This is a genomic window from Thalassotalea agarivorans, assembly GCF_030295955.1.
GTDB classification, from domain to species: Bacteria; Pseudomonadota; Gammaproteobacteria; order Enterobacterales; family Alteromonadaceae; genus Thalassotalea_D; species Thalassotalea_D agarivorans.
Genome location: NZ_AP027363.1, coordinates 2646395 through 2669218, shown reverse-complemented (window position 1 = coordinate 2669218; position 22824 = coordinate 2646395). Strand labels below are relative to the sequence as shown.

The window sequence follows — 22824 nt, the reverse complement described above, 5'->3', positions numbered from 1 at the left end:
TTAAATATCCCCCGTTTTCAATTGCATCGACAGCCAATTAGCATTGCGCATAGCGAGCGTCATAATGGTTAGTGTGCAGTTTTTATGTGGATTAGAAGCAAACACGCCTCCGTCCATGACAAATAGATTGTTACAGTCCCATGTTTGTCCCCATTGATTGGTTACTGACTGCTCAGGGTCACTGCCCATGCGGGTAGTACCTATTTCATGAATAATCTGCCCACCTTTGAGAATAGCTTTCTCTGCTGGCGGCAATTCACCCACCTCTGCCCCCATGGTTTCAAGTAATTTCTTCGCAGTTTTTAGTCCGTGGGCAACCTGATTGATTTCATGTTTGCTCCATTTCCAATGAAACTTTGCAACAGGAATGCCGTAGTCATCTTTAACCTGCTCATCTATTTCCATAAAACAGTTTTCATTGGGGACCATTTCCCCTCTTAATGAAAAACCTACCCAAGCGCCATAACTATCTTTTGCTTCCTGCTTGAAGGCTTTTCCATAACCTTGTGGATTACCGGGCACGCCAGCACCAGGTTCACCAAAGCCAGTACCCAATTCAAAATGATAGCCACGTGGGAAGTCCAATTCGCCTTTTTCTTGTGCTTTGTGACCCCACCAAGGAATAAATAGGTGATTTGCGGTATGTCCGTCTTCATTGTACCTTGGGCGGCCCTTTAGAGCCGGCACCATAGCGCCAAGGTATGCGCCAGTTGAGTCCATAATATTGCGACCTACCTGACCACTCGAATTTGCCAAGCCATTTGGGTGCTTTTTAGATTTTGAATTAAGTAAAACGCGCGCAGATTCACATGCACTTGCAGCAAGAATTACCACTTGTGCGTTTATGGACACTGCACTTTTGTTTTCTTTGTCTATATAAGTAACACCAATGACCTTGCCGGCGTCATCGGTATCGACCGACTTCACCATAGCATTGGTGATGACTTTCAAGTTGCCGGTGGCTTTTGCCATGGGAATAAGCGATGTGGTTGTTTGAAAAGCTGCGCCAATAGAGCAGCCATGGCCACAAGGCGTCGCATAGAAACAGGCAGCGCGATCATCTAAAGGTTTAGTTAATACGGCTCTGTGCATGTGCGCAACGTCAATACCATGCTTTTTTGCTGCAGCGGCGATGAGCAATTCAGGTACGCGCGCCTTAGGTGGCTTTTGCAGGATACCTGCTGATGAATCTGGCATGTCATCTAAGCCGGTATTTTTACCACAAACACCAACCAAGGCTTCAGTTTTGTCATACCAAGGCGCAATTTCGTCATAGTCAAAGGGCCAGTCTGCACCTAGGCCATCGCGTGATTTTCCTTTGAAATCGTGACGACTAAATCGCAGAGAGTAACGCCCCCAATGATTGGTTCGACCGCCTAACATGCGTGCTCGCCACCACATAAAGTCTGAACCCTCTGCGCTAGTATATGGCTCTCCGGGTACCTGCCAGCCGCCATCGACTGTGGAGTCATAAAAACCAAAGTCTTTATCTGGTGTGCCAGTCCCCATTAAGGGCGCTTGATTTTTTCGTTTGAACATTGGTGTTTCAGTTTTGGGATCATAATCTCGTCCCGCTTCTAACATCAGCACTTTATGGCCTTGCTTGGCAAGTATGTAAGCTGCCATGGCACCGCCTGCGCCTGAACCAACCACTAATACTTGATGCTTAAATTCAGCCATATTAGTGCTCCTTTATTTTGATGTTTTTGAACCACACTTTGTCATCGTGGTCTTGCAAACCAATATGACCCGCTTTGTTAACGCCAAAGCCTTGCCAAGTAGCGAACTTACTGCCTGCTACCAACGTATTCCAGGTAGAACTGCCAATAACAATACTCACTGTCACGATATCATTTTGTTTCACCAGTAAGTGGTTATCTTTTAGTGATATCTCAACTTGATTCCATTGCCCCGCTGGCTTGTGTGATACCGCCGGAGAGGCCACTAAATCATAGAGTGAACCGGATAAATGAGAATCTACTAGGTTGTCGCTATGACGCTCGTTGTCAAGAATTTGTATTTCAGGCGCGTGTGAATAAATACGTTTGCCGTTTTCATCGGCCAGTATAAAAATGCCGCTGTTGCCCGCTTCGATAATTTTCCAGTCCAACTTCAAGGAGAAATTTTGAAATTGTTGCTTGGTTAAGATGTCGCCTCCACCTTTTTTAGTCAGGTGGATAGCGCCGTCTTGTACCTGCCACAAAGGACTAATGTCGCTTTGTTTGAAATTGCGCCATTGCGATAAGTCTTTACCATCAAACAATAATACCCAGCCATCAGCTATTTCCTGTTTAGACAGTTGATTGTCGCCTGCTTGTGCTTGCGTAATGCATAGCAACGCAATTGTCAGCGCTATAAATAAGCATTGTTTCATACTTAAACCCTTACGCTACTTGCTGGCTTTGTTGCGTTTGTTTTTTAATGTAAACATACAAAATAATGAATGCCACCACAGCAATGAGAGGGAACATCAAGAGATTCCCTAAAACAGTTTGTCCTGCAATAATATCGGCTTCAGTTGCTGCTAAATTTTGTGCTGCTGCTTCGGCTTTTGCGCCATCAATCCAGCTACCAATCACGGGGTTCCACATACTGACAGCAAACATGCCTGCGCCACCTATAAGTGATAAACCTAAAGCGCCGGTTTTAGGTGTGTATTCCGCAACGCAACCCAACATAGTTGGCCAAAAGTAAGTGACACCTAGCGCAAAAATAATCGCCGCAACATAAACCATGCTACCTGTTGATTGGCTCATTAGGTAGATACCTAGAGAGGTGAATACTGCACTACCCAATAATACGCCTGTCGGATTAAAGCGATGTATGATTGGGCCTGCGAAGTAGCGGCCCAAGGCCATTAGACCTGTGACCATGGCTAACACAATCATTGGCGATACACCGGTAGCACCTAAAATACGCTCAATCCACTGCTGAGTACCTAATTCTGCTGTCGCGGTAAACGTCATAATAACTACTAAGAATAGGTATAAAGGCGAGATAAGATGTTTTAAGTTGTTTAATGTCGAATTTAATTGCTTATCAAATTCAGGGAATTCACTTTTAAGCAACATAGCGCCATAAATGAAGGTAGGAATTAAAATAATGCTGACTTGCCACTGCCAATTCAATCCCATGCTTGTCATGCCTTGAGACGCGAGTGCGCCAATAACAATACCACCTGGAAACCAGACGTGGAATCTATTCAACATGGTTGTTTTGTTATCGCTATAAATTTGCGCAATCAGCGGGTTACAACCGGCTTCTACGGCACCATTTGCAAAGCCAATAAGGAAAGTAGAGATTAGCAGCCCCCAAAAGCCTCCAGCTGTAATGGTCATTACAAGCCCTATAAGGTGGCAAGCAAATGCTAAAGCTATTAAGCGTTTAGCGCCTATCGCATTATAGATTGCGCCACCTACCATGGTTGCAATCGGAAAACCTAAAAAGGCCATTGCATTGACCCAGCCTAGCTCTGTATCGCTTAGTCCAAAATCAATGCCTAGTTGACCTAAAATGCCGGCTCGAATTGCAAATGTCATCGACGTAACCGTCAGTGCAAAACAGCACAGCTGGAATAATCTTGATTTGTTCATTGTTCGCTTTCCTCATACCAATTAGGCAATTTAGTTTCATAAACAGCTTGTTGCGACTTATTATTTTTTGAATTGTCGAACAGCTACAACGCTATGCTCATTGCCTTATCTTTATTGTTGTAATCTATTGTTTATTTGATGCCCAATAGTTTTTTATTAAAATCTTCGTCAGCACCTACACCTGCAAAATCATCAAAGGCTTTTTCAGTGGGCCTAATTAGATGGTCTTGAATAAATTTAGCGCCCTCGGCAGCACCATCCAGTGGGTGTTTAATACAGCATTCCCATTCAAGCACGGCCCAACCATCAAATCCATATTGAGTCAGTTTACTAAAAATTGCTTTAAAATCTGTTTGGCCATCACCCAATGATCTGAATCTGCCAGGACGGTTTATCCAATCTTGGTATCCACCGTAAACACCGCTGCGGCCATTTGGTGTAAATTCTGCGTCTTTTACATGAAAGGCTTTGATGCGTTCATGATAGATGTCAATAAAGGCTAGATAATCGAGCTGTTGCAACACGAAGTGACTTGGATCGTACAAAATATTAGCGCGAGGATGATTGCCTGTTGCTTCCAAGAAACGTTCAAAGGTAACACCGTCGTGTAAATCTTCTCCAGGGTGGAGTTCATAACATACATCAACGCCCGCTTCGTCAAAGGCATCGAGGATAGGAAGCCAACGATTAGCGAGCTCTTTGAATCCGCTTTCAACTAAGCCAGCGGGACGTTGTGGCCATGGATAAACAGTTTGCCAGAGCAGCGCACCGGAAAAGCTAGCGTGTGCATTCAAGCCGAGGTTTTGACTTGCTTTGGCTGCAAACTTCATTTGTTCAACAGCCCATTCTGTGCGAGCTTGTGGATTGTTTCGCACGTGCTCAGCAGCAAATCCGTCAAACATTTGATCGTAGGCAGGATGAACAGCCACTAGTTGGCCTTGTAAATGCGTCGACAATTCAGTGATGGTTAATCCAAATTCAGCCGCAGTGCCTGCAAGCTCATCGCAATAGTCTTTGCTACTTGCAGCTTTTTCCAAATCCATGAATCGACCGTCCCAACTAGGGACTTGAATGCCTTTAAAGCCTAGCCCTGAAGCCCAGCGACAAATGTCCTTGAAGTTGTTAAAAGGCGATTCGTCACCAGCAAATTGTGCTAAAAATATTGCAGGACCTTTAATCTCTTTCATCTTTATGATTCCTATTAGACGGTAAATTTATGCCATTTAGTATCAGCATTACTCGCTGCTACAGCGTTTTCTATAAAAGCCATACCTCGCAGCGCTTCGTTTATTCCTGGTACGTCAAATTGTGAATTAGTTGCTGGATTGCCGGCATTGTGTGCCTGAATTTGCTTCGCAAAATTTAGGTATAAGTTGGCAAATGCCTCTATGTAACCTTCAGGGTGACCTGCGGGAGTTCTGATCGCATTGAGTGCAGCGTCGCTCATTTGGCCAACACCTGTTCGAATCATTTGAGTAGGGTTGTTGTTTGATCTAAGCCACAGCGTGTTAGGTTCTTGTTGCGACCAATCAATCGCCCCTTTTTCGCCATAAATGCGCAAGCGTAGATTGTTTTCTTCACCAACTGATATTTGACTGGAAAAAAGCAGACCTTTAACACCATTATTAAATCTAAGGATAACCGTACCATCGTCATCTAGTGTCCTTCCTGCAACAACCGAGGTTAAATCGGCACATAGCTCGCTGATGGTGAGGCCACTGACATACTCAGCAAGATTTGCGGCATGAACACCTATATCGCCCATACAGCAACTAATACCAGCCTGTTTTTCATCTAAACGCCAGCTTGCCTGTTTGCTTCCTTCGTCATCAGCGGAGGCGAGCCAGCCTTGACTGTATTCAACAACAACTTTTGTCACCTTACCAAGTTTGCCATCAGCAATAAGCTGCTTTGCTTCTTTGACGAGAGGGTAACCATTGTAGGTATGAGTTAAGCCATAAAGTCTGCCTGTTTCGTTGATAATGGCGTTAAGGTGCTTTGCTTCATCAAGGTTTAAGGTGGCGGGTTTGTCTGACATGACATGAAAACCATATTCCATCGCCATTTTAGCGACAGGAAAGTGAAGATGATTGGGTGTAACAATAGCAACAAAGTCCATGCGCTGTTGTGGCGGAAGTTTTGCTTCTTGTTCAAACATCTCTTGATAGCTTGCATAGCAGCGAGAAGGGTCAAGAAACAAACTTTTGCCAGATGCTATAGAGCGTTCGGCATTACTGCTAAAGGCACCGCAAACTAGCTCTATCTGTCCATCCAAGTTTGCCGCCATTCGGTGTACAGCGCCTATAAATGCGCCTTCACCGCCTCCGACCATACCCATTCTAATTTTTCTAGTCATTGTTGCTGCACCTTAAAGCTTTCTTATTGCATTACAGCATATCCTTATGCGCTAGTTGCTCGATAATAAATTTTCGGTTGAAAATAGTAAAAAATCGGCGTTTAATAAAATAACGATAACTATTAGAGTAAGTGCTCAATTCTTTATGTTTCATGGTAAAAACCTCTTAGATGACTCAGCTGTAAAGCAGATTATTACAGCGTTTGACCTGTTGCAGGACGTGCTCTTTTGGGTTAAAGATATAGATAGTCGTTTTATCTATTGCAACAGTCAATTTATGCATCATTTAGGTTGCAAAGATATGGACCATTTAATTGGCAAAAACGATTATGATTTTTCGCCGCCTCATTTGGCAAAGCAATATGTAGAGGATGACCAAAGGGTATTGTCTGGAAAACTCGTGACCAATCGGTTGGAATTAAACTCAATATCACCAGGCAAACTTGGGTGGTTTTCAACGTCAAAACGTATATTAAAAAACGGCAATGATGACATCATTGGCACCTATGGATTGACGCGCCATCTACAAAAAACGTCGAAAGCTTTGTCAAATGTCAAAGCTGTAGATGCACCGGTTAAATATATTCAAAAGAACTATCACAAAGCGATTACGGTAGAACAGTTGGCAAAAGATGCGCACTTGTCGGTCAGCGCCCTTGAACGCCGTTTTAGAAAGTATTTAGCGAAAACGCCTAATCAATTTATTAACGAGGTGCGATTAGACCACGCTAGACGTCTGTTAATTGAGTCGCAACTACCGATTGCAGATATAGCATTTCAGTGCGGCTTTTCAGAGCCGAGTTACTTTAGTAAACAGTTTTTCAAAATGTTTGGTGAGCAACCGCTGCAGTACCGAAAATCGCGTATGTAGGTAGGTAACAGGTGATAGTGAGTATTAACTGCTATACTTGATTAAGTATTGGCATCACCCTTGTCGTTCACACAGCAACAACAAAAATCAGTTAAAGGGATTTTTAACACGTTAACAAAGGACTGTGTATGAACACCTTCCTCTTTTTGTTGTTGCCCGCAAAAATAATGGGCTATTCATGTTTTGTTGTTGGTTTAACCTTCAGCACTATCGCCTTGCCTCAATCAGTAGATTCAATTATTGATGGTGATTTAGCTTCATACCATCAAACACCCTACGTAGTTAGTATTCAGCGCGATAATCAAGGGCAATGGCAGCATTTATGCGCGGGCACTCTTATCGACGATCACATTGTGTTAACCGCTGCACACTGTTTATTAGATATATCGCCAGAAAGTTTGCGTGTATATTTCGGTAGTAGCGACTTAACTAAATATGGCCTCGAATTTAGTGTCGCAAAGACAAAGTTACACAAGCAGTATAATCACCCAGAAAAGTACAACCATGATATAGCGTTGTTATATGTTCCTCACCTTTATGGATATCAATTGGCTGAGCTTGCAGATAAAGATTTTATAGACAGCATGGAACCAGAGCAGCGTACGCTATTAGTAGGTTGGGGGATGACAAAGCGCAATGGTAATGCTTCGACAAACTTGCGAGAAACAGAGTTGAAGTATTTAAGTTATCATCATTGTATTGCATTCTTTAAGCAAGGTTCGCCAAATTGGCGGGCGCTCAATATCGATCCCAATTGGCTAAATGAGAAACACGTCTGCGCATTACCAAAATATTTTGGTGCTCCTCAATCATGTTACGGCGATTCGGGAGGTCCACTTTTGGCAAAAAGTGGTGGGCGATATCTCCAGGTTGGTCTCTTGAGTTTTGGCAGTCCTCACGTCCCATCTTTCGGTATGTTTGGATGTGGGTTATTAGGAGAGCCCGCAGTATACACGCGCGTTGCTGATTACAGGCAGTGGATTGATCGTGCAATAGCATCATTTAATAGCGACTCAATGCCAATTAACACACAACATTCTTCGGTTGAAGTGCATCATTCAGAGCAAACGGACTCAGAAGCATCAGATTCTGTAGCAGGGTCAAATTTCAAGTTATTGATATTATTGATTTTGATATTTGGGGTCAGAACATGTTCTGACCCCAAATATTGAAAATACTACTTTGTAGCAGGAGGTGAGTAAGGATCTTTTGCGCCCATCGGAATTGGCGGATGTTGTTTCAGCGATACGATATGCTCTTGTAACTGGCCTAATGCAGCTTTTGGTACCCAAGTATGTGGAAACAGTACATTGTTTCTTTCTTGTGGGTCTAAGAACAGATTGTAGACTCTTGGCATGGTATACGTTTTTAAGGTGCCATCCCAACCAGACTGCTCTTTGAAGTGCAATTTCCAATTTCGCCATTTAACTGCAAATATCTGGTCACCCATATAGACGACAAACCCTTCCCGCCCAGATTTATTGGTATCACCTGTTAAAAATTCGCTGACATCAACACCGTCTATAGGACGGTCTTGTGGAACCTCTGCACCGGCAACTGTTGCTAGGGTAGGGAGCATATCCATGGCATGGACTATTTCGTCGCTGTGTCTACCGGGTTTGATTTTATTTGGCCAGCGTATAGCAAATGGTACACGCAGTGCACCCTCGTAACTGGTAAATAGTGTGCTGCGCCATGGACCAGACGATCCATTAATAATCGTCTCAGTCGTTAGATTTGTATTGTCTCTTCGAACTGCCTCTGGGCCGTTGTCAGCGGTAAAGATAAAAATAGTGTTATCAGCGATATCAAGCTCTTCAAGTGTATCGAGTAACTCTCCTGTGTAGCTGTCGATTTGCATTAATAGATCCGCCCAAGGCCCATTACCCGATTTTCCACGAAAAACGGGATGAGGCATGGTGGGGAAATGGGTAGCCGTATAAGGTAAGTACACAAAAAAAGGCTTGTTTGCTTTTGCATTTTTTCGAATAAATGATTTAGCTCTATCTGTTAAATCTCTATCAATTAAAGGGCGATAATCTAATCTGTAGGGGCGCACTTGTTTTGGTGTTTGGCCTTTTACGGCGTCTAACACATAGGTTTCTTTTACCCCTGATTGAGCAAAACCGTCGAGCGAAGCGTAGGTTGATTCATCGGTGGAATTTGGAATGCCGTACCATTCATCAAACCCTTGGTCGGTTGGAAAACGACCGGGTGTTCTTCCTAAATGCCACTTGCCATACATACCCGTCGCGTAACCGGCACTTGATAGCATTTCTGCCATCGTCACTTCCCATTGCACTAAACCGTATATGCCCTCACCGATAGGAACCTTAGCGTTACCAGTTCTGATTGCGTATCGCCTGTCATAAGGGCTGCTCTTGACGGCGTACACTGCACTTCAACATTAAAATTGGTTAGGCGTAAACCTTGATTAGCTATCTCGTCTAATCGCGGTGTGGCAGCGCCTCGCGTAATGCCACCACCGTTAAACCCAGGTTCTCCCCAGCCAAAATTGTCTAAGAAAACGAGCACAATATTTGGTTTATCTTGGCTATACGCCAACGGGGTAAACAGCATAGTTGTTGCTAATGTTAAAAGCGACAAAATCCTTCTCATGGGAATTCTCCACGTAATATTATGATTTTAGTACTTTTTATTTATAGCCTAAGTGGGCAGTTGATACAAAAATTGTGCGGATTTATCTTGTAATGAGAGAGGCGGATGTTCTTTCTTACACCTTATACCTTACACCTTACACCTTACACCTTACACCTTACAGCTAACAGCATTTAGCTTAGAGCTAATTTGAATTGTTCAAATTAAGATGGTGGCCCCTCCTTGACTTGAACAGGGGACCTACCGATTATGAGGCCCGACTAGCGTGACAGAAACACCACATTTCCCGCGCTTTTTAGCGTAGCCATAACCAGAACCTTACCGTTTTCCGTACCATGTAGAGTGAAGATGCTACCTATGCGATAGCAGTCTTACCACTACCCCATAAGTGGAGTTGATGGATTAAAAATCCATAACTAATTTCGTAACGACTTCATCACTTCAAAATGCATTGAGTCGTAAGTCATCAATGAGATACAAGAAATAAGGTGTCTATCTCGATCAAATCAACCGTTGTGCTCTTACGAGGCTAGATTCGTATCTACACAGGCAGAATCCGCATTGATTAACACGTGCCGTAGACTGCTCTTGCCATTCGGTACCCAACGAAAACCCGATGTTGCTTGATCATTTGGGAATGATGAGGGCGAGCAGAGGAACAACTGGAAGTGAATCTTCAATCGGCTTGGGAGGAGGCTGCGGCACACTACCCCTCAACAGCAAAATCTAGTTTTGTAGCATTGGCTTCATTTCTGGCGCCGCGCTCCAAATGCGGTAACGAACTTCGGCGTCCTCAGGCACATAAACCACCACGGGCAACTTACTGTTTTAGGGAATCAAATAAGGTTTGCCACCCAAGGTTATAAAATGCTCGGATATAGGGGCACTTGGGGCAACTGCCATCATGGTGCCAGCCATCGGCCCCAAGTCACTCACCACATAACGAACAAAACCCCAGCCTTTAATGGTTTCCTCTTTTATGGCGCCAGCAAAAAAATATCTATTTTCCTGATCGATATTAATTATCTTTCCAACAACCAATTCTATTTTAAGCAAGCTTTCGTTTTCCTTTTCGGGCAGTTTCAGAACATAACGCAGCGCTCCACCCTCAGCGACAGGAAAAGCTTTCATATAATCCGTGGCTTGAGCAGATGGCTGGATCAATAGCGACGCTATAAACAAGACAAGTTTATGCATATTTGTTTTCACTTTGGTCTTCTCCTACTCATTTGTCACCCTTCCTTGTGTTGTATAATCTCACTCAAGGTGGATTCGTAGTATCAGGATTTTTGGCCCTTGCGAAGACTAATGCTGTAGTCCTCATTATCAGAAGGCAACTAGTAAACCTCTACTTTAGCATTATGGTTCACCATACCCCATTGTTCAAATACAAGCTCCCTCAAGTCTTCCGGGAAACCATCAAGACTGGCAAGTCTGCTTTGGTAAAACACCTGCCTGTCGCTGATGCAAATCAACCAGCATGACTAACTGTTAAAGTGACTCTACTAAATGAACATTTTCTTTATGAAGCGTATAGATCCAGCTTGCAGAAGTCAGAAAAACCAGCAATAAACAAGCCACCAGCACAAAAAGATAAGTAAAAGAGTTCTTTTACCGCTTACCAGCATCAACACTTACCTCATCGGTGTCCTGGCTCGTTTCTAGTCTCGGCGGTACAAAAACTGGGTTTTCCAACCCGGTTTTTGCTTTACACTCAAGCATATGCCAGAAATAAAAAGCGCCATGTTTAACAGCTGGCGAATATTCTCATCAGAACGCAGCACAATAGAAAGAACATATTTATTGAGCCAAACCCATTGAGAATCGCCATTCAATTAAAAACTCCTGATTCTCGAGCAAGCCAGATTGTTATTAGCGGCGTTTAATGTAAAATGGCCAACTTCGATTAGCTTGGATAACATAATCACTTCCACCTTCTTTCTCTTTTTTTATGAAAAAATCATCTGAGTCTCTGCTGGAAAGGTTCAGTATTGCATTAATCAATAAACCAAAAACCAGTTTGGCTATAACACTGGCCCTGGTTGCGATTATTTCATTTCAGCTGAAAAATGTCTGGATTGATGTTTCCACTGAAGCTTATTTGCCAGAAGGGGCAACCGCAGTTGGTGACCTTGATGACTTCAAATGAAAATATGATTCTGGCAGCACTACAATTATTTCCCTGCAATTTGAAGACACGGTTTTCACTCTGGAAAACCTGCAAACCATTAAGAGTTTGCATGAAAGCATTGTGGAGAATGTGCCTTTTATTGATGACGTTACCAGTCTGGTATCTGTGAATCATTTAAAAGGCACTGAAGAAGGCCTTATCTCCAAAGACCTTATCGAAATCTGGCCCCCTTCCCCCGAAGACATTCCCGAGTTTAAAGATGAGGTAATCAGCAACCCCAACTATGTTGGCAATATCATTTCCAAGGATGGCAAATTTGCAAACATTGTTGTGTTACTTGAGAGGTTTTCCCAGAAGAGCCTCAACAATAACTCCATGGACGATATTTTAGGCGGCTTTTCTGATAACGCCGGCATGGATGACGAGCAACTGGAACTTTTAAGCGGCGAAGAAGAAACAGAGTTTGTGGAAAGTATTTTAAGGCTTGTGGAAAACTACAAGCTTGAAAATGCAAACCTGTTTATTGCGGGTGACAGGGTTGTTACCTATCAACTTTCGCATGATATGAGCAACATGATCACCAAGAATATGGTGTTTGGCATGCTGGTTGTTGCTGTGTTGCTATGGGTTTTATTTCAGCGTGTCTCTGGGGTGATTTTACCCTTGATTGTTGTGATTGCCTCTATCACCACCACCATTGCTTTAATGCCGGTTTTTGGCGTGCCGATGACGGCCACTAATAAGGTGCTTCCCACCTTCTTATTGGCAATTGGTATTGCCGATACGGTACACATACTCAGTATTTTTTATCGTGAATATGATCGCAGCGGAGAAAAAAATCAGGCTATTACCTTTGCCGTTGGCAAAACGGCAACCGCGATTTTAATGACAACAGTAACCACTGCTGCAGGTTTGCTATCGTTTTCATTTGCCGACCTGGAACCAACTAGAATGCTCGGCATTTTTGGTGCGGTTGGTGTGTTTATCGCTTTAATTCTGACACTGACTATTGTTCCACCTTTGCTGGCATTGACCAAGGTGAAACAAAAAGACACCACCACAAAAAAAGTATAAAACTATCTGAGCAGTTGCTTTTACTCATTGACCGCTTTGTGATGGCGACCGGGAAATTCGGCATGGCCTACCCAAAGATCATCACCGCAATTTGCGGCACTTTTACTGTGTTCGCTTGTGCAGGCATTTTCAAGGTTTATATGAGCCACGACGATGTGCGCTGGTACCCGGAAAGCCACCCAACACGCATTGCGGTAGAGACACTTGATGAAAATGTTAGTGGCTCACGCACTCTGGAAGTATATATCGATACCGGCATGGCAAATGGTTTGTATGATCGTAATGTACTGTTACTTCTTGAAGACATTGAATTACTGATCGGCGAGCTGGAGGTTCATGGCATTAAAGCAAAAAAAATGAATTCCATTTTGAATGTCATCAAACAAACCCATCAAACCTTGAATGAAAATAAACCTGAGTTTTATTCAATCCCTGAAACACGGGCATTAATTGCACAGGAGTTGCTGCTTTTTGAAAACAGCGGTGCTGATAGCCTAAAAGATTTTACAGACAATTAATTCAGAATCACACGCGCCACCATATTATTACCTAGCGTGGATATGTTGTATTTCAGGGATTAATTGGCAGAACTGGAAGTCGGTATCGCTGTTCTCAAGGAAAAACACCAACTGGCAGAGATGGAAAGCAATTTAATTGGCAGGGTAATTGTAGGTGTGGCTGTTCTGGTTTCCATGATCAGCAGCGCAGTGGAAAGCTATATTCTGGCGTTTATCTTTGTGAGTTTATTAATGTTTCTGCTGATGAAATCTTTCAGAAAGGGTTTACTGGCGTTTATCCCCAATATTATTCCAATCATATTTACTTTGGGCATGATGGGCTGGATTGGTATGCCATTGAACATTCTAACCAGCTTACTGGGCTGCATTATTATTGGTATCTCTGTGGATGACACTATTCATTTTATGCATCACTATAAAGACGGCTTGGCAAAATATGATAGCTCTGAAAAAGCCATCTTCAACTCGCTGGAAATGTCAGGCAGAGCCATTACCTTTACATCGATTGTGTTGATTGGCAGCTTTTTGGTATATGCCTTTGATGTATTCGAAACCTCTTATCAGTTTGGCACCTTACTCAGCTTTGCCATTTTTATTGCGCTGTTTGCAAACCTGATGCTGGCCCCTGTTCTGCTTACGCTGTTCTGGAAAAAGTAGCCATGCAAAATTTTACTAAACTCTATTAGAGAGCGTTGAGTACTGAATAATGGGCGCCTTGTGCAACCAGGTGTTATCGCCAAGCATTGCGTGGGCGCAATCAGCAAAGTGAATTTTTGAAAGCCCACTAAACTTATCATATCCCAACTTGTATTGGCTTTTTTGTGGCCCATGTTTCATCTGCAAAGGCCTGATACCAATCTAGTTGATATCTTTGTTATTGTCGAGAAATTCTAACTGGCGCTCCTTGTCTTTGTGGCGCAACTTCAAAAATAACTCCGCATACCAGTAAACAAACTTTGAACCAAAGCTAACAACATCTTCCGGCAACAGGTTAGAACCACCGCCACACCATACAAATGGCACTTCAGGTTTGAGGGTTTCCCTCATGACCTGAAAAATATTTTTTGTGACATTAGTACAAAGGTTTTCAGGCGATGTTTTCTCATCCACGCCCACAGCAAATAGAATACCTTGAGTTTCAGCAGGTATGGCCTTTCTGACATCTTCCAATTCCAAGCCGTCGCCTTGCACAACTTGCACCTTGGCCGCCAACTCTGCGGACAGTTTTGCGGGCGTTCTCACCAACAACGTAATATCATGCCCGGCAGCAATGCTTTGCTTTAAACATTCCAGACCTAAATCACCTGTTGCGCCTAATAGAGTTATTTTCATTCATTATCTTTTTTAAAAAACGTGGAATTTAAAGTTGATGAACAGGGTTAAGCCGTTGACTTATTAACCCTGAACAAAGACAGTCTTAACCGTATCAAATCAGAATTAGGTTCCTGGATCTAAAGCATACCAACGGAACGCATCACCCGTGTTGTCGGTGCAGATTTGCATAGCGCCATCTCTGTCAGAACCACCGCCACAGAGTTTTTCCCAAGGCTCAACCACGGAGTCAGTGTAATGAAAAACACTACAAGAAAATGTCGTTGCCCCTGGAAGAAACGTTGCATAAGAGGCTATACAATCTGCATCACCATCCGGTAAACCGCAGGCCTTTTCACAAACCCTGCCTTCAGTGGTGTTGGCGGGGAAAGTGAATTGGTTAACTATGTAGGCATTTTTTAGTGACCAGTAAGCTACTGAGCCGTCATATCGAATGCTCAAAAATGCACTCTGGCCCGATTCGAGGGTGTCAGGGTCTGCATCAATATCGGAAAATTGATTACCGTCAATTCGAACTATAGAACCTGAAGGCTTGGTAGAACCAGCTGTACTGGTAGGGCAGCCATTAGGGAAAGCAGGAGGAGTGAGATTTGCAAAAGCATCGCAGATACTTTTGTGATTAAACTTCAGCTCAGGGTGCTGATCTGCAAACGGAAGCACTCGACAGTCAGCACTATCGAACTGACCGTCACCATTTGTATCTTCATTAGCATCGTCAATTCCGTCGTTGTTAATATCCCAGCAGTCGATACCTCTATCGCCCTGCGGCCCGGCTAGCCCCTGAGGGCCTTGAATGCCTTGTGGGCCTGCAGCCCCTGATTTGCCGTCATCTCCGTCAAGAGGACAACCTGCTAATAAAATACATACTGCAACTATAGTTAATGATTTGATCATCGTTAATACTCCCATAATAGCTAAAGTTCATACATGTTTTTGGAATAACTATAAATCAATTACTGAATAACTGCACCCTATTTAGAAACTGGACTTCCAGATTGTTAAGTGGTGGCGATTCCATTCATCACTTGAAAAATAAGTTCAATGTTCCATCTAGGGTGAAATCTTGACATGTATCTTTTCTCTTTTTAGGGTTTCAATTTTTCTTCGTAAGCTATTTCATGCGCCTTAATCGGCTTTTCGATGTGTAATCGGATATTGTAGATGTCACGCTGGCCATTCATATCTCGGCTATGGGATACAGCTGGTATTGAAAATTTGTATTGCGAGGTATACCCCAGCTCCTTGAGCAATAGCTTGGCAAAACGGTTGAAATCAGCCTGAAAGAACCGAATAGCTCTGCCTTCTTCGATCAGCTTTACTAACTTCACGGTTTTCTGTTTCCATTTAACAAAATCTATTACACGACTTTTTACACGAGGTGCGATACTGCACCGAATGTGGCGACTTTAATCCATCAACTCCACTCGAAAATTACGGTGTCCAAGTTAGCCATGGTTGGACGCGTCTACTTTTTTAGTAAGGTTGAATTATCAAAGCAGTTATCATGATGTAACTGCTTGATTTAAGGGAAGATGGTGGGCCCGGAGTGACTTGAACACTCGACCTGCCGATTATGAGTCGGATGCTCTAACCAACTGAGCTACGGGCCCAAAACTAGGAATCTTGGGACTTGCTATCTATTGTACCACCACGGACCCGATAGTTATGAGTCGGGTGCTCTAACCAACTGAGCTAAGGGGCCATCGAATTGCATGTGCAATCAGAAATGCTTTAAGAAAAAGCGGGGGCAGTATAAGCATTTTTTTAAATGTTGTCACCACCCCGAGATACAAATTTATTGATTCAAAAGCTGATCGCGCGCTTTTTGAACAATTTGGATTAAATGAGCTTAAAACTTAAAGCCTATACCCGTGGTAAGCTCTGATTGGATCCACAAATCTGATGAAATAAAGATGTTACAGTTGCCGCCATTACAAAACAGCGCACTGTCTGAATTGAAGAATGTCGCGTATGCACGTACGCCGCCATACCAGCTAATATTGTCTGTAAAGTAGTAGCGTGAATTAAAGCCAACATTAAGTGAAAACTTGGTTTCGTTCGCGTAGATTTCATTTTTAGGGCTAAAGTGACTTAAGCCTAAACCACCAGAAATATAGTTCTTAAAATTACCATCCGACAATGGTACGTTGCCGCCAATATGTAAGTAGGTAATCGCAATATCGCCAATACTACTAACTGTACCATTACCATTTAGCGTCGCACCTTCAAAATGACTCAGTAGCAATTCACCCTGACGCTTAGGGTCATAATCCCACGCAAAAACTAAACCGTAGCTAAGGTCTTCGTCAACATCTACGCCAGTATCTGCCAAGGTATCGTCAAAGCTACCACCAAAGCGATAGCCAATAAACGGTGTAATTTCGAATGAGGAATCTTGCTCTTCTGCTTGCAGTGTTGTTGCAAGGGTTAGGGCAGCGAGAAACAAAGGCAAATACTTCATGATCGGGGTCCACTTACTTTTTTATTTATTTTTAACATGAATCTGAATAAGAAAAAAGCCACCTAATGGTGGCTTTATCAATTATTCTCCGTCTAAGAAACTTTTCAGTTGCTCAGAACGTGAAGGGTGCCTTAGCTTACGAAGGGCTTTAGCTTCAATTTGACGAATACGTTCACGTGTAACATCAAATTGCTTACCAACTTCTTCCAACGTGTGGTCAGTATTCATATCGATACCAAAACGCATGCGAAGTACTTTAGCTTCTCTTGCCGTTAAGCCGGCTAGGACTTCGTGGGTCGCATTTTTCAAGCTTTCAGACGTTGCAGAGTCTACAGGTAATTCACCACTGCCATCTTCAATAAAGTCACCTAAGTGCGAATCTTCATCGTCACCGATAGGCGTTTCCATTGAAATAGGCTCTTTTGCGATTTTCAAAACCTTACGAATCTTATCTTCAGGCATGATCATGCGTTCAGCTAATTCTTCAGGTGTTGGCTCACGACCCATTTCTTGCAGCATTTGACGAGAAATACGATTTAGTTTGTTAATCGTTTCTATCATATGTACTGGAATACGGATAGTTCTTGCTTGGTCGGCAATAGAACGAGTAATTGCCTGACGAATCCACCATGTCGCATAAGTCGAGAACTTATAACCACGGCGATATTCAAACTTATCAACCGCCTTCATCAAACCAATGTTACCTTCTTGGATAAGATCCAAAAATTGTAAACCGCGGTTTGTATATTTCTTCGCAATTGAAATTACAAGACGTAAGTTTGCTTCAACCATTTCTTTTTTCGCACGGCGAGCTTTTGCTTCACCAATTGACATTCTACGGTTGATGTCCTTGATGCCGTGCACGTTTAAATAGGTTTCTTCTTCAAGTTGGTTTAGTTTAACAACACAACGCTCAATCTCTAGCTCAACGTCACCTAGCTTAGCTGAGTAGCTTTCACCTGCATTGCGTTGTTCTTCATACCAATCCATTGACGTTTCATTGCCAGGGAATATCTTGATAAATGTTGTTTTAGGCATGCCAGCACCGGCAACGCAGTGCTTCATGATGAGACGTTCTTGAACTCGTAAGCGATCCATTACCTCACGCATGTTCTTCACAAGTTTATCAAATACTTTTGGTACTAAACGAAACTCTTTAAATACTTCTGCTAATTCTTCAATAGCAGCGGCTGCATCTTTATGATCGCGACCTTTCTTATTGATGATTTTGTTCGCTGCTTCGTATTTCTCACGAAGTGCGTCGAATTTTTCTTTTGCTAGCTCCGGATCAGGACCAGTGTCCTGTTCTTCTTCATCATCGTCATCAGTTGAATCATCATCTTCGTCCTCAAGCTCTTCTTCAGATAGCTCAGAACCAACATGTGTTGCTGCCACTGGAATGTCTTCTTCTTCCGCATCCGGATCTAAGAAGCCGATAATGATATCGCTAAGGCGAATTTCTTCCGCTAAGAAGTTGTCCCATTGCTCAAGTAAATAATTGATTGCTGGCGGATATTCAGCTACTGAACGCTGAACTTCCTTGATACCTTCTTCGATACGCTTGGCGATTACAATCTCGCCTTTACGCGTTAGAAGCTCTACCGTACCCATTTCGCGCATGTACATGCGAACAGGATCTGTTGTACGGCCAATTTCACTTTCTACGGTAGCAAGTGCTTGAGCAGCAGCTTCGGCTGCGTCCTCATCAGTATTCGCTTCGCTCATCATTAATTCATCAGCATCTGGTGCATTTTCGAACACCTGGATACCCATGTCATTAATCATGCGAATGATATCTTCAACTTGATCGGAATCAATAATATCTTGAGGAAGATGGTCGTTAACTTCAGAAAAGGTTAAGTAGCCTTGCTCTTTACCTTTAGTTATCAACTCTTTAAGTCTAGATTGCGGGGCTTGAGCCATAGAGTAGTATCCACCTAAGAACAACTGTCAAATGATTAAAACGTAAAGCAGGAAATTCTAGCAAAAAGGGCAAAAAATTGCCAGAATCAAAGGGTAATTTATCGTAAAAAAATTTATAGATTACGTTTGTGCTTGGTTAGTGTTTATTGCTCGCCAATTCAATGAATTCTTGGTATTCGTCTTGGCTTATGTCTTTGGACTGTATTTTTTGCTTTAAAGTTTCATATCTTTGCTCTAAATACAGATCAAAAATTTTATCTATCGTGTCGATAAATTCTTGTTCAGCAGCACCTTCAGTAACGTGATGCTCCCATGTCGCCACTTTGGCTAATTGGTTGGCTTCCGGGCGTCCCCTAAAATGTTCAATAAATTGCGCGCTGTTGCCATTAGGGTTTTGTTTGCACAGGCCAAATACTTCAATCAGCAATGGTAATCCCGGCATTGCAATATGCGTCAACGCGTTAAGGTCGTCAAAACTCGAAGTGATTTGTGGAAACTCTAGCAATAGGGCTATTGCTCGGCGCACCGGTGTACCTTTGCTTGATTTGTTTTGTTGAGCTACTTTGCTTTCAAAGGTAGTGCTTTGACTTAACTTGTTGGCAATTTGCTCACTGCCAGTACCAAAGTTGTTGGCAAGCTCATTGATAATGGCTTCTTTTAGTACGCTTTCAGGAAGCTTTTTCAATAGCGGTTGAAACTTATCAACGAGAGCCGCTTTGCCTTCTAATGTATTTGTATCCACTTGTGTGAGCAATTGTTCAAACAAGAAGGCAGAAAGTGGCTGTGCTTGAGCAATGATTTCTTCAAAAGCGGCTTTTCCCTTGCTTCGCACCAATGAATCAGGATCTTCTCCGTCGGGCACAAAGACGAATTTTAATGAAATACCATCTCGTATTAAAGGCAATGCATTTTCCATGGCGCGCCACGCTGCTTCGCGACCTGCTCGGTCACCGTCGTAGCAACAAACCACCTCTTTTACCGTTCTAAAAAGCAGTTGTAACTGTTCAAACGTTGTCGATGTACCAAGCGATGCAACCGCATTTGTAACACCATGTTGGGCAAGTGCTACTACGTCCATATAGCCTTCAACAATGATCAGTTGCTCTAATTGCTTGTTTGTTTTTTTAGCTTCAAACAAACCGTAAAGCTCTTGCCCTTTGTGATAAATCCGCGTTTCAGGCGAGTTTAAATATTTTGGTGTACCGTCACCTAACACGCGGCCACCAAAGCCTATAACGCGACCACGTCTGTCATGAATTGGAAACATAATCCGGCCGCGAAAACGATCGTAGGGCTTTCCGCCTTTATCACTTTCTATTGCCATACCCAGATCGACAAGCTGTTTTGATAAACTCTGAGTCGTAGCGAATTGATTCATCATGCCATCCCAAGCATCGCTGATATACCCAATACCAAATGCTTTGACGATTTCACCTGACAGTCCTCGACCTTTTAAATAGTCAATGGCAGTAGCTTTGTCGCTTGCTTGTCTTAACTGCAGTTGGTAAAAACGCGATATTTCTTGCATTAGAGCAAAATCGTCTTGTTTTTGCTGTTGTTGTTGGTGATGTTGTGCGATTTGAGCCGGTGTTTGATTGCGTTCTTCGCGCGGTACTTCCATCCCGTAAAATGACGCCAATTCTTCGACGGCATCTGGGAATTCTAAGCGATCAAATTCCATGATAAATGAAATCGCATTGCCATGCTCACCACAGCCGAAACAATGATAAAATTGTTTGTCTTGGCTTACGCTAAAAGACGGTGTTTTTTCCGTATGAAAAGGACAACATGCTTGATAGTTTTTGCCCGCCTTTTTTAGCGGTACTCTGGCATCTATGATTTCTACGATATCCGCTCGCGCAAGTAAATCGTCTATAAAGTGTCGCGGAATTAAGCCAGGCATTGTTCGCATGTTGTTATTTCGAGTAGTGTTATCTTGGCATGAATGCAGAGAAAATAAAACCGCGATAAACGCGGTTTTATAGGATTCGATAGCTAGTGTGTGTTAGCTGTTTAATGCGCTTCTTACTTTACCACTTGCTTGGCCTAAATCTGCGCGGCCTTGCAGTTGCGGTTTTAATAAACCCATTACTTTACCCATGTCTGCCATACTTGAAGCACCGGTAGAGGCAATTGCTTGAGCAATGAGGGCTTCTACTTCTTCATTTGATAACGGTTGAGGTAAAAAGAATTCCAACGCTTTGACTTCTTCTGCTTCTTGAGCAGCCATATCTTCTCTACCGCCATCAGTGAACATGGCGATAGATTCTTTACGCTGTTTTACCATTTTGGTAAGCACGGCGATGATAGAGTCGTCAGTTGTTTCGACTTTGTTGTCGATTTCAGCTTGCTTTACAGCTGACAACGCCATGCGAATAGCGCCAAGACGGATTTTGTCTTTAGCACGCATGGCGTTTTTCATTTCGTCTTTGAGTTGTTCTAGTAGGCTCATGCTACTTACTCAAATAGAATATTTAACTAAGGTATTCTTAGTACATGCGAACGCGACGTGCGTTCTCACGAGAAAGTTTCTTAGCAGCGCGTTTAACAGCAGCAGCTTTCTTGCGCTTACGCTCCCAAGTTGGTTTTTCGTATGATTCGCGACGGCGAACTTCTGATAAGATTCCTGCTTTTTCGCAAGAACGTTTGAAACGACGTAGTGCTACGTCAAATGGTTCGTTTTCTCTAACTTTAATTACTGGCATGTGCCTTTTACCTTAGTTGAAATCTATATAAGTCGGCTAGTTACTTCGGCCTTTGGCCTCGCTTTCACCCGCTCACTGGTTAAAAATGGTGCGGTATTCTAATGCCGAGCATGTCTATTTGTAAAGCTATATTTTAAATTTTCTAGAGAATTTAGTCTAACCCGTGTAAAATCGCCCCGTTTTTAATCAAAGATTCTTATTTTCAGGGCTTTTCATGCGAATTTTGGGTATTGAAACCTCATGTGACGAAACCGGTATTGCTATATATGACGAAGAGCAAGGCATAATGGCGCACCGTTTATATAGCCAAATCGCTGTGCACGCCGATTATGGTGGCGTTGTACCTGAACTTGCCTCTCGCGATCATGTGCGAAAAACAATCCCGCTGGTAAAAGAAGTGTTAGCTGATGCCAACTTAACCCCTGCTGATTTAGATGGGGTTGCATATACCGCAGGCCCTGGGCTTGTTGGTGCATTACTTGTCGGTTGTTCTATCGGCCGCAGTTTGGCTTATGGTTGGGGATTACCTGCTGTGCCAGTGCATCATATGGAAGGACATTTGCTTGCACCCATGTTAGAAGAAGATGTACCTGAATTTCCATTTGTCGCTTTGTTAGTATCGGGTGGCCACACCATGATGGTGCGTGTAGACGATATCGGCGAATATCAAATGTTAGGAGAATCTGTTGACGACGCTGCCGGAGAAGCATTTGATAAAACCGCTAAACTGCTTGGTTTAGACTATCCAGGTGGTCCTGTACTAGCGAAAATGGCAGAAAATGGAACCCCTGGTCGCTTTAAATTCCCTCGCCCTATGACCGACCGTCCGGGTCTTGATTTTAGTTTTTCTGGCCTTAAAACGTTTGCCGCTAATACTATACGTGACAATGAACAAGACGAGCAGACGTTTGCTGATATCGCTTATGCCTTCCAAGAAGCGGTTGTTGATACCTTGGCAATAAAATGTCGCAGAGCATTAGAACATTGTCAGCTCAATCGATTAGTTATAGCAGGCGGCGTAAGTGCTAATACTGCATTACGAGAAAAGTTAGCAACAATCACGCAAAAATTAGGTGGTACAGTGTATTACCCAAGACCAGAGTTTTGCACCGACAATGGCGCGATGATTGCATTTGCGGGGATGCAAAGATTAAAAGCTGGCACAAGCGCGGATCTTACCTTTAAGGCGACACCACGCTGGCCAATAGATACCTTGCCGTCGATTAAAACAACGAAGTAAC

At 43.0% G+C, this 22824-nt stretch carries 22 protein-coding genes, 1 tRNA gene and 1 pseudogene; 7 read left to right on the top strand and 17 right to left on the bottom strand.

The genetic code is table 11. The features are described from left to right. The 5 genes from QUD85_RS12165 to QUD85_RS12145 all read right to left on the bottom strand — a co-directional run bounded on the left by QUD85_RS12165 (nucleotide 1) and on the right by QUD85_RS12145 (nucleotide 5949). Nucleotides 1-1680, bottom strand: a complete 1680-nt coding sequence (locus QUD85_RS12165; RefSeq protein WP_093326769.1) for a GMC family oxidoreductase — start codon at nucleotides 1678-1680, stop codon at nucleotides 1-3. A 1-nt stretch (nucleotide 1681) separates the two neighbouring features. Next, nucleotides 1682-2374, bottom strand: coding sequence for a 3-keto-disaccharide hydrolase (locus QUD85_RS12160; RefSeq protein ID WP_093326771.1), 693 nt, complete (start codon nucleotides 2372-2374; stop codon nucleotides 1682-1684). A gap of 10 nt (nucleotides 2375-2384) precedes the next feature. Continuing rightward, nucleotides 2385-3593, bottom strand: a complete 1209-nt coding sequence (locus tag QUD85_RS12155; protein WP_093326773.1) for an MFS transporter — start codon at nucleotides 3591-3593, stop codon at nucleotides 2385-2387. Between the two features lie 131 nt (nucleotides 3594-3724). Further along, nucleotides 3725-4780 carry a sugar phosphate isomerase/epimerase family protein gene (locus QUD85_RS12150; RefSeq protein ID WP_093326774.1) on the bottom strand — a complete coding sequence of 352 codons (1056 nt, stop codon included), beginning with the start codon at nucleotides 4778-4780 and terminating at the stop codon, nucleotides 3725-3727. Nucleotides 4781-4794: 14 nt separating this feature from the next. Next, a complete protein-coding gene (locus QUD85_RS12145) occupies nucleotides 4795-5949 on the bottom strand; it encodes a Gfo/Idh/MocA family protein (RefSeq protein WP_245732030.1) in 1155 nt (384 codons plus the stop codon). Nucleotides 5950-6094: 145 nt separating this feature from the next. Here QUD85_RS12145 and QUD85_RS12140 point away from each other — a divergent pair, with 145 nt between their 5' ends. Beyond that, nucleotides 6095-6820: an AraC family transcriptional regulator gene (locus QUD85_RS12140; RefSeq protein ID WP_093327168.1), complete on the top strand. Its 726-nt coding sequence runs from the start codon at nucleotides 6095-6097 to the stop codon at nucleotides 6818-6820. Between the two features lie 128 nt (nucleotides 6821-6948). Beyond that, complete coding sequence (locus QUD85_RS12135; protein ID WP_093326778.1) at nucleotides 6949-7992, top strand: serine protease; 1044 nt, start codon at nucleotides 6949-6951, stop codon at nucleotides 7990-7992. Between the two features lie 5 nt (nucleotides 7993-7997). Here the strand turns inward: QUD85_RS12135 and QUD85_RS15285 are convergent, their stop codons facing one another. The 3 genes and pseudogenes from QUD85_RS15285 to QUD85_RS12120 form a co-directional block, all read right to left on the bottom strand. Then, nucleotides 7998-9104, bottom strand: coding sequence for a sulfatase-like hydrolase/transferase (locus QUD85_RS15285; RefSeq protein ID WP_407705077.1), 1107 nt, complete (start codon nucleotides 9102-9104; stop codon nucleotides 7998-8000). Nucleotides 9105-9121: 17 nt separating this feature from the next. Beyond that, nucleotides 9122-9439 carry a sulfatase-like hydrolase/transferase gene (locus QUD85_RS15280; protein WP_218139560.1) on the bottom strand — a complete coding sequence of 106 codons (318 nt, stop codon included), beginning with the start codon at nucleotides 9437-9439 and terminating at the stop codon, nucleotides 9122-9124. Between the two features lie 726 nt (nucleotides 9440-10165). After that, nucleotides 10166-10570 (bottom strand): annotated as a pseudogene (locus QUD85_RS12120) (ecotin family protein). An 820-nt stretch (nucleotides 10571-11390) separates the two neighbouring features. Here QUD85_RS12120 and QUD85_RS12115 point away from each other — a divergent pair. The 4 genes from QUD85_RS12115 to QUD85_RS12100 all read left to right on the top strand — a co-directional run bounded on the left by QUD85_RS12115 (nucleotide 11391) and on the right by QUD85_RS12100 (nucleotide 13819). Further along, nucleotides 11391-11588 carry a hypothetical protein gene (locus tag QUD85_RS12115; RefSeq protein ID WP_093326780.1) on the top strand — a complete coding sequence of 66 codons (198 nt, stop codon included), beginning with the start codon at nucleotides 11391-11393 and terminating at the stop codon, nucleotides 11586-11588. 102 nt (nucleotides 11589-11690) lie between these two features. After that, a complete protein-coding gene (locus tag QUD85_RS12110) occupies nucleotides 11691-12644 on the top strand; it encodes an MMPL family transporter (protein WP_143047896.1) in 954 nt (317 codons plus the stop codon). Between the two features lie 62 nt (nucleotides 12645-12706). Continuing rightward, nucleotides 12707-13162, top strand: coding sequence for a hypothetical protein (locus tag QUD85_RS12105; RefSeq protein WP_143047897.1), 456 nt, complete (start codon nucleotides 12707-12709; stop codon nucleotides 13160-13162). A 63-nt stretch (nucleotides 13163-13225) separates the two neighbouring features. Beyond that, nucleotides 13226-13819, top strand: coding sequence for an efflux RND transporter permease subunit (locus tag QUD85_RS12100; protein ID WP_093326784.1), 594 nt, complete (start codon nucleotides 13226-13228; stop codon nucleotides 13817-13819). 201 nt (nucleotides 13820-14020) lie between these two features. Here QUD85_RS12100 and QUD85_RS12095 read toward each other — a convergent pair whose 3' ends face one another. The 9 genes from QUD85_RS12095 to rpsU all read right to left on the bottom strand — a co-directional run bounded on the left by QUD85_RS12095 (nucleotide 14021) and on the right by rpsU (nucleotide 21583). Further along, on the bottom strand, nucleotides 14021-14494 hold the full coding sequence (locus QUD85_RS12095) for an NAD(P)-dependent oxidoreductase (RefSeq protein WP_093326786.1): 474 nt from the start codon (nucleotides 14492-14494) through the stop codon (nucleotides 14021-14023). A 105-nt stretch (nucleotides 14495-14599) separates the two neighbouring features. After that, on the bottom strand, nucleotides 14600-15388 hold the full coding sequence (locus tag QUD85_RS12090) for a collagen-like protein (RefSeq protein ID WP_093326788.1): 789 nt from the start codon (nucleotides 15386-15388) through the stop codon (nucleotides 14600-14602). 191 nt (nucleotides 15389-15579) lie between these two features. Further along, a complete protein-coding gene (locus tag QUD85_RS12085; protein WP_093326790.1) occupies nucleotides 15580-15822 on the bottom strand; it encodes a hypothetical protein in 243 nt (80 codons plus the stop codon). Nucleotides 15823-16027: 205 nt separating this feature from the next. After that, a tRNA-Ile gene (locus QUD85_RS12080) sits at nucleotides 16028-16104 on the bottom strand. A 239-nt stretch (nucleotides 16105-16343) separates the two neighbouring features. Then, nucleotides 16344-16955, bottom strand: coding sequence for a hypothetical protein (locus tag QUD85_RS12075; protein ID WP_093326792.1), 612 nt, complete (start codon nucleotides 16953-16955; stop codon nucleotides 16344-16346). An 81-nt stretch (nucleotides 16956-17036) separates the two neighbouring features. Then, nucleotides 17037-18878, bottom strand: coding sequence for an RNA polymerase sigma factor RpoD (gene rpoD / locus QUD85_RS12070; RefSeq protein ID WP_093326794.1), 1842 nt, complete (start codon nucleotides 18876-18878; stop codon nucleotides 17037-17039). A 136-nt stretch (nucleotides 18879-19014) separates the two neighbouring features. Beyond that, nucleotides 19015-20790, bottom strand: coding sequence for a DNA primase (gene dnaG, locus QUD85_RS12065; protein WP_407705076.1), 1776 nt, complete (start codon nucleotides 20788-20790; stop codon nucleotides 19015-19017). 93 nt (nucleotides 20791-20883) lie between these two features. Further along, a complete protein-coding gene (locus QUD85_RS12060) occupies nucleotides 20884-21330 on the bottom strand; it encodes a GatB/YqeY domain-containing protein (protein ID WP_093326798.1) in 447 nt (148 codons plus the stop codon). A 37-nt stretch (nucleotides 21331-21367) separates the two neighbouring features. Then, the gene (gene rpsU, locus QUD85_RS12055) at nucleotides 21368-21583 is read right to left on the bottom strand and encodes a 30S ribosomal protein S21 (RefSeq protein WP_074500846.1); all 216 of its coding nucleotides are present in this window, start codon (nucleotides 21581-21583) and stop codon (nucleotides 21368-21370) included. A 214-nt stretch (nucleotides 21584-21797) separates the two neighbouring features. Here rpsU and tsaD point away from each other — a divergent pair, with 214 nt between their 5' ends. Then, a complete protein-coding gene (gene tsaD, locus QUD85_RS12050; protein WP_093326799.1) occupies nucleotides 21798-22823 on the top strand; it encodes a tRNA (adenosine(37)-N6)-threonylcarbamoyltransferase complex transferase subunit TsaD in 1026 nt (341 codons plus the stop codon). Nucleotide 22824 lies beyond the last annotated feature (1 nt).